Here is a 6190-nt window from a genome sequence, read left to right on the forward strand (position 1 = left end):
TTGAGGTAAAATAGTATATACTATTATTGTATTATGCTTAAACGAGCTATAGACTTCCGGCTTGCTGACTTTAATCGGAAACGAGGTTTATTTTATGGACAACGACAACAAGAACACCTCCAACACTCAGGGAGATAAGGATTTACAGTCGCTAATATCCAATGCAATAGAAAATAGAAAGATACTTGATGCTTCAAACTCAAACGGACCTACGGGGGTCATACCTATCCCCTCAAAGGAACAGCAGAAAGCTGATCCGATACATGAGTCTGATCCAAAGCAGGATAAGACGCCAAATAAGAAAAAAGGCTGGAGCAAGAAGAAAAAGACGGGCATTGCTCTTGGAATAATATTTGTAGTATTCATTATTATAATTGCCATTATCGTAGGTCTGTTTTTCCACTACACAGGAATGCTTGACAGAACTAAAGACACCAAGATAAATTCAGGCAAAGCGCCTATAAATTCCAGCGAGCTTACAAGTGAGGCGGATACATTTGACGCAAAGGAAAAAGAGGACGAGCTTAAGGCTCAGCTACAAAAGCAGTCCTCCAAGATATCCAGCGAGGATGTAACGAACATTCTGCTCATTGGCGAGGATATCCGTGATACAGAAGAGGAGAGCCGTGGAAATACTGATGTTATGATGATAATTTCCATAAACACCAAGAACAAGACTATTACAATGACCTCCCTTATGCGTGATATGTACATTTACATGGCGCAGTTTGACGAGGGCAACAGGCTCAACAGCGCTTACTGGCACGGTGGCTGTGAGTATCTTGAACAGTGTATTGAGGATTATTTCGGTATCCAGATAGACAGATACGCAAGAGTGAATTTCTACTCGTTTATAGATATAGTTGAGACTGTAGGTGGTATCGACATGGAAGTGTCAAAGGCTGAAGCCGAGGGCATGAAGAAGCCGATGGCTGAACAGAACAAATACCTTAAAAATAAGAAAGGCACTGACTATATAAGCGACGACATATTTGCAGGCAAGAATGATGAGGATAAGGTAAAGCTTCATCTTAACGGAAATCAGGCACTTGCGTTTGCAAGGCTTAGATATGTAGGAAATTCCGACTATGAGCGTACCGAGCGTCAAAGACGTGTTATCTCAGAGATCATAACCGAATCCAAGAAGCTCAGTCTTGTTCAGCTTGACAAGCTTCTGAACAAAGTCCTTCCTGAGATAAACACAGACCTTACTGATGGTGAGATCGCAAATCTGCTCCTCAATGCTTTTGACTATATGAAATATGATATCCAGCAGCTTAGAATACCTGCTGACGGCTATTTCACAAACGAAGTCATCTATAGCATGGACGTGCTTAATCCGGACTTTGCCGCAAACTCTGCGTTCATTCAATATATAGTTTACGGCAGTTGTAAAAACATTGACGAAGCTATCAAGCAGTATCAGGAAGAAAATGCTTACAACTACAGCTATGACACTGGGTATTACGGCTACTAACTGAATAATTGATATCCGCTTTCCTTTTTTGGGGGCGGATATTTTTTTGCTTTATGCAAAAAAATATAAAAAAAATGGTTGACAAATACCCGTAAGGGGTATATAATATATATGCAGCAAAAGATACCCCATAAGGGTATTTAATATAGTAAGGAGGCAAAAAAACATGGACAACAGAAATGATAAAGAACTGTCATGCGGCTGCTGTGATACTTGCAGGCACAAGCACACTCCCCGTGATGATAAGGAAATAAAACAGCTAAAGAATAGGCTAAGCAGAGTTTCGGGACAAATAAACGGCATTATCAAAATGCTTGACGATAACCGCTACTGCGGAGATATACTCATTCAGGTTGCAGCGGTTGAAAGTGCAATGCAAAGCTTCGGCTATCTTATTTTGCAGGAACATATGAAGACCTGTATGACAGAGGAGATACAAAGCGGCAACACTGAAGTTGTCGATGAAGTATTAGAGCTTATGAAAAAGCTTAAATAGAAAGGCAAATATCTATGAAAAAGTTAAAATTCAATGTAACTGGCATGAGTTGTGCGGCGTGTCAGGCTCATGTGGAAAAGGCTGTGAGTAAGGTAAATGGCGTAATGGACGTAAACGTGAACTTGCTTGCAAACAAAATGACGGTGGATCTTGACGAGGGCGTAACTAACGCTCAGGCGGTCATAAATGCTGTTGAAAGTGCAGGATATGGAGCAAGCGAGATAGGCGACAAAGAAAACAAAACTGCATCACCTGTTGCGGCAACTCAGGACGAAAGTAAAAAGATGAAAAAACGCCTATGGTGGTCGGTGGGATTTTTGATACCGCTGTTCTATATTTGCATGGGACACATGGCGAACATACCTATCCCCCCTATTTTTACAGGGCACAAAAACATGATGATATACGCACTCACTCAGCTTTTGCTCACAGTGCCTATCATTGCAATAAACTTTCACTATTTTTCAAACGGCTTCAAAAATCTTATCCACCGCTCCCCTAACATGGACAGCCTTATAGCTCTTGGTGCGGCGGCTTCATTCATATACAGTGTTTACGGCACTTACAGAATGGCTTACTTTATGGGCAGGGGCGACCTTGGCTCGGCACATGAGTATATGATGAATCTATATTATGAGTCATGCGGCATGATACTCACACTTATCACTGTGGGAAAATATCTTGAGGCTCGCTCAAAAGACAAGACGGCTAATGCTGTGAATAAGCTCGTGAGCCTTGCGCCTAAGACGGCAGTTGTTATCCGTGACAGCGAGGAGATGGAAGTTCCTGCGGAGAACGTAATGGTGGGAGATGTATTCCTGCTCAAAGCTGGCTGGTCTGTGCCATGTGACGGAGTTCTTATTGATGGGAACTGCACTGTTGACCAATCTGCACTCACAGGCGAGAGCATACCTGTAGACAAGGCAGTGGGTGACAGAGTTATGAGTGCATGCGTATCGGCTGGCGGTTTTGCTAAGGTAAGGTGTGAGAAGCAAGCTAAAGACTCAACACTTTCACAGATAATCGCACTCGTTGAGGACGCTTCCGCTTCAAAAGCGCCTGTAGCAAGGCTTGCAGACAAGATAAGCGCTGTGTTCGTGCCTATAGTTATAACGATAGCTCTTATTTCACTGGTAGTATGGCTGCTACTTGGCTATAGCTTCGCATTTGCTCTTAACATGGCAATATCAGTGCTTGTTATATCCTGCCCATGCTCATTGGGACTTGCAACGCCCACTGCAATAATGGTAGGAACAGGTAAAGCGGCACAGTTCGGTATCCTAATAAAATCCGCTGAAAGCCTTGAAACTGCTCACAGCATTGACACTGTTGTTCTTGACAAAACAGGAACTTGCACAGAAGGCAAGCCTGAGCTTATTTCAGCGCAAGCGTTTGGTGATTTTGATGTTTCAGAGCTTAAAATGCTTTGTGGCTCGGCAGAAAGCGGTTCATCACACCCACTTGCAAAGGCTGTTACAGGCCACTGCAAGACAAATGGCATTGAACTCTCCCCTGCTGAAAGCTACACAGAAACAGCAGGCGGTGGTATATCGGCTGTTGTTGAGGGCAGAGACGTTCTTATCGGTAACAAGCGGCTTATGGATAACAGTGGAGTTGACATATCGATGGTTGAGGAGACAGCTCATGCTCACGCTGACAATGGTGAGATACCACTTTATGTAGCGATCGACAACAAGCTTGCAGGCATTCTGTTCATTGCAGACAAGATAAAAGAGACAAGTGCAGAGGCTATAGAGGGCTTCAAAAAGGCAGGCATTGAAACTGTAATGCTCACAGGGGACAACGAGAAAACAGCTAGAGCAATACAGAAAAAGCTTGGCATTTCACAGGTAAGATCACAGCTTATGCCTGAGGACAAGGCTACGATAATCAAAGAATTGCAGGAGCAGGGCAAAGAGGTAGCCATGATAGGCGACGGAATAAATGACGCACCTGCCCTTACAACGGCAGATGTTGGAATAGCTATCGGTGCAGGACAGGATATTGCTATCGAGTCGGCTGATATCGTGCTAATGAAAAGCGATCTGAATGATGCTGTTACGGCTGTCAAGCTCAGCAGGAGCGTTATGAAGAACATCAAGGAAAACCTTTTCTGGGCACTTATTTACAACTCGCTTGGTATTCCGCTGGCGGCAGGAGTATTCTACGGATTGCTTGGCTGGAAGCTCAATCCTATGTTCGGTGCAGCGGCAATGAGTTTAAGCTCAGTTTGCGTTGTGACCAATGCGTTAAGGCTCAATCTTTTTAAAAGTGGCAGAGAAAACAAAGCCGCAAAGGCTGAAATAAATACTAAAACGGAGGACGGAAAAATGAAAAAGGTAATGAAGATCGACGGCATGATGTGTTCACACTGCACAGGCACAGTAACGAAGGTGCTTAATGCGATAGACGGCGTTACAGCAGATGTTTCCCTTGAGGACAAGTGCGCTTACATCACACTTGACAAGGAGGTGGCTGACGAGGTGCTTTCTAAGGCTGTAACGGACGCAGGGTATAAGGTAAAGGGGATAAAGTAGGTTTTAGCTGTATATTTTGAAAAAAGCGGTGCTTTGAAAGCACCGCTTTTTTGGAAATTGTGTAGCCCTGCGTATGCGGGGAAAAGTCAAGTCCACCGATAAAATCATCAATAGAACCGGGATCACCCCCGCGTATGCGGGGAAAAGGCTTGACTGATTGCCGCAGTGATCTTATCATTAGGATCACCCCCGCGTATGCGGGGAAAAGAGTGCCGGGTCCCAACAGCAGCACTGTTATGGCTGCCGCAGGGATATACACTGTTCCGTCAAGATCTGTGGCGGTGACTGCACCGTTTTCACGGCTTACCTTGCAATGTTCAAGATAAATAAACGTCATTCTGTCGCTTATTGTGGGCAGTGCATGGAGATCTGGCTTCTCTATCACATTTTGTTGTGCCATTATCTTACTCCGACGATCGTCAGCATTCCAAGACCATAAGCTTTCTCACGGCCGATACCATTAGTAAGTGCAACTTTAAGAAGTTCCTCGTCTGTTACTGTAAGCACGCCCTCATATGTTACAGAAAGTATTCTCACATGGTTTCTACGCTCGCCCTTTTTAAAATCATACCACTTAAACTCTGTTACCAGCCACATTCCGTCCTCTAGAGAAAAGCCGTTTTTCAAAGCCTGCTTTTTCAGCCATTCTTCCTGCTGTTTATTTCCTATAAGTCCGACAGGGCGACCTCTGTGGGAATTAGTATCTTTCTTATGTATAACAGGGTTTGCTTTCAAACGAAACTGCCACTTACTGCTATTTTTAACTCTGTCAAGTAATGTATCATAACATTTAGTTTGCGGTCTTTCTGCTCCGAATTGATCTGAAACATTTGAAAAATCAAGTTCTTTTTCTGATAATATGAGTAAATACTTCTCTCCGCCAAGCTCGTCTATTCTCCAAAGCTTCCTTGTTCTGCCGTCAGACTCAGCACTTTCGATAGCTCCATGAAATCTGCTTGGGCATACCAATGCCTTCATTGTATTTGTTTTTGTCATATCTAATTTTATTCTTGTTAAATACATACTGCACCTCACAATTTAGAAAAGGCGTCATGCTCTGGGTTGCTATCCACAACAAGAAGTTCTTCACGCTTCATTCGCCAGCCGTGCTTTCTGTGAAGCTGTGAGAATGACAACGGAATATCCTGCACCATTGCACCGCCTGATGTGACTTCATAGGAAATGCGCACGCTTTTTCGGTGAGCGTTCTTATAAAGATATGGCTCGGTCTTTAGTGCCGTAAGAATATCCTCGCCCTTAACGCCAAGAACGATAGGCAAAGTTGGCGGACAGGACTTTCGTCCAAGATACAGCGGATAAACAGGATTTTGCAGTGCAGAAGCTATACTCTCCAGCAATGATTTATCATCACTTTCAAGTGCGACAAGAAACACTGCGTCTGACAGATAATAACGCTCTGTAACATCTGCTATCTTATAGCCATGCACCATATGAAAATCTTTAAGCAAAACGCCCTCCTTATCGGCACGAACGCCAAAACGGAGCGTTGTAAGCGGCACAAGCTTCTGCGGATCGTCATTACGCTGGATACCAAGAGCTGCCGCTATCATGCCAATAACGCCGCTTTTGGTAGGCTCACGTTCTGTTGAATGCACAATGAATTTTGAACTGCTGCCCCACGCTTGTAATGGGGCAGCAAGTCTTAGCAATAATACTGCC

General features: G+C 43.9%; 6 protein-coding genes. 3 read left to right on the forward strand and 3 right to left on the reverse strand.

The genetic code is table 11. The features are described from left to right. Window positions 1–94: 94 nt before the first annotated feature. The 3 genes from WS40_RS07300 (at window position 95) to WS40_RS07310 (ending at window position 4510) form a co-directional block, all read left to right on the forward strand. The gene (locus WS40_RS07300) at window positions 95–1477 is read left to right on the forward strand and encodes an LCP family protein (RefSeq protein WP_046441454.1); all 1383 of its coding nucleotides are present in this window, start codon (window positions 95–97) and stop codon (window positions 1475–1477) included. A 166-nt stretch (window positions 1478–1643) separates the two neighbouring features. Further along, window positions 1644–1973 (forward strand): metal-sensing transcriptional repressor, encoded by a 330-nt coding sequence (locus tag WS40_RS07305; RefSeq protein ID WP_022286791.1) that lies wholly within the window; start codon window positions 1644–1646, stop codon window positions 1971–1973. Window positions 1974–1987: 14 nt separating this feature from the next. After that, the gene (locus tag WS40_RS07310) at window positions 1988–4510 is read left to right on the forward strand and encodes a heavy metal translocating P-type ATPase (protein ID WP_046441456.1); all 2523 of its coding nucleotides are present in this window, start codon (window positions 1988–1990) and stop codon (window positions 4508–4510) included. On the opposite strand, the gene WS40_RS11520 is transcribed toward WS40_RS07310, so the two are convergent. The 3 genes from WS40_RS11520 to cas5e form a co-directional block, all read right to left on the reverse strand. Then, the gene (locus WS40_RS11520; RefSeq protein WP_325208476.1) at window positions 4464–4910 is read right to left on the reverse strand and encodes a hypothetical protein; all 447 of its coding nucleotides are present in this window, start codon (window positions 4908–4910) and stop codon (window positions 4464–4466) included. The genes WS40_RS07310 and WS40_RS11520 overlap by 47 nt on opposite strands. Beyond that, the gene (cas6e, locus tag WS40_RS07315; protein WP_046441458.1) at window positions 4910–5533 is read right to left on the reverse strand and encodes a type I-E CRISPR-associated protein Cas6/Cse3/CasE; all 624 of its coding nucleotides are present in this window, start codon (window positions 5531–5533) and stop codon (window positions 4910–4912) included. The genes WS40_RS11520 and cas6e overlap by 1 nt, the downstream gene beginning before the upstream one ends. A gap of 8 nt (window positions 5534–5541) precedes the next feature. Further along, window positions 5542–6190, reverse strand: a 649-nt coding sequence (gene cas5e / locus WS40_RS07320) for a type I-E CRISPR-associated protein Cas5/CasD (RefSeq protein ID WP_325208477.1), incomplete at its 5' end; no start/stop codon positions are given.

Origin of the sequence: Ruminococcus sp. N15.MGS-57, from assembly GCF_000980385.1 — a bacterium.
GTDB classification, from domain to species: domain Bacteria; phylum Bacillota; class Clostridia; order Oscillospirales; family Ruminococcaceae; genus Hominimerdicola; species Hominimerdicola aceti.

Coding starts and splice junctions, on each gene's coding strand:
- WS40_RS11520 (WP_325208476.1), bottom strand. CDS start 4,910: ATGGCACAACAAAATGTGATAGAGAAGCCAGATCTCCATGCACTGCCC.
- WS40_RS07305 (WP_022286791.1), top strand. CDS start 1,644: ATGGACAACAGAAATGATAAAGAACTGTCATGCGGCTGCTGTGATACT.
- WS40_RS07310 (WP_046441456.1), top strand. CDS start 1,988: ATGAAAAAGTTAAAATTCAATGTAACTGGCATGAGTTGTGCGGCGTGT.
- WS40_RS07300 (WP_046441454.1), top strand. CDS start 95: ATGGACAACGACAACAAGAACACCTCCAACACTCAGGGAGATAAGGAT.
- cas6e (WP_046441458.1), bottom strand. CDS start 5,533: ATGTATTTAACAAGAATAAAATTAGATATGACAAAAACAAATACAATG.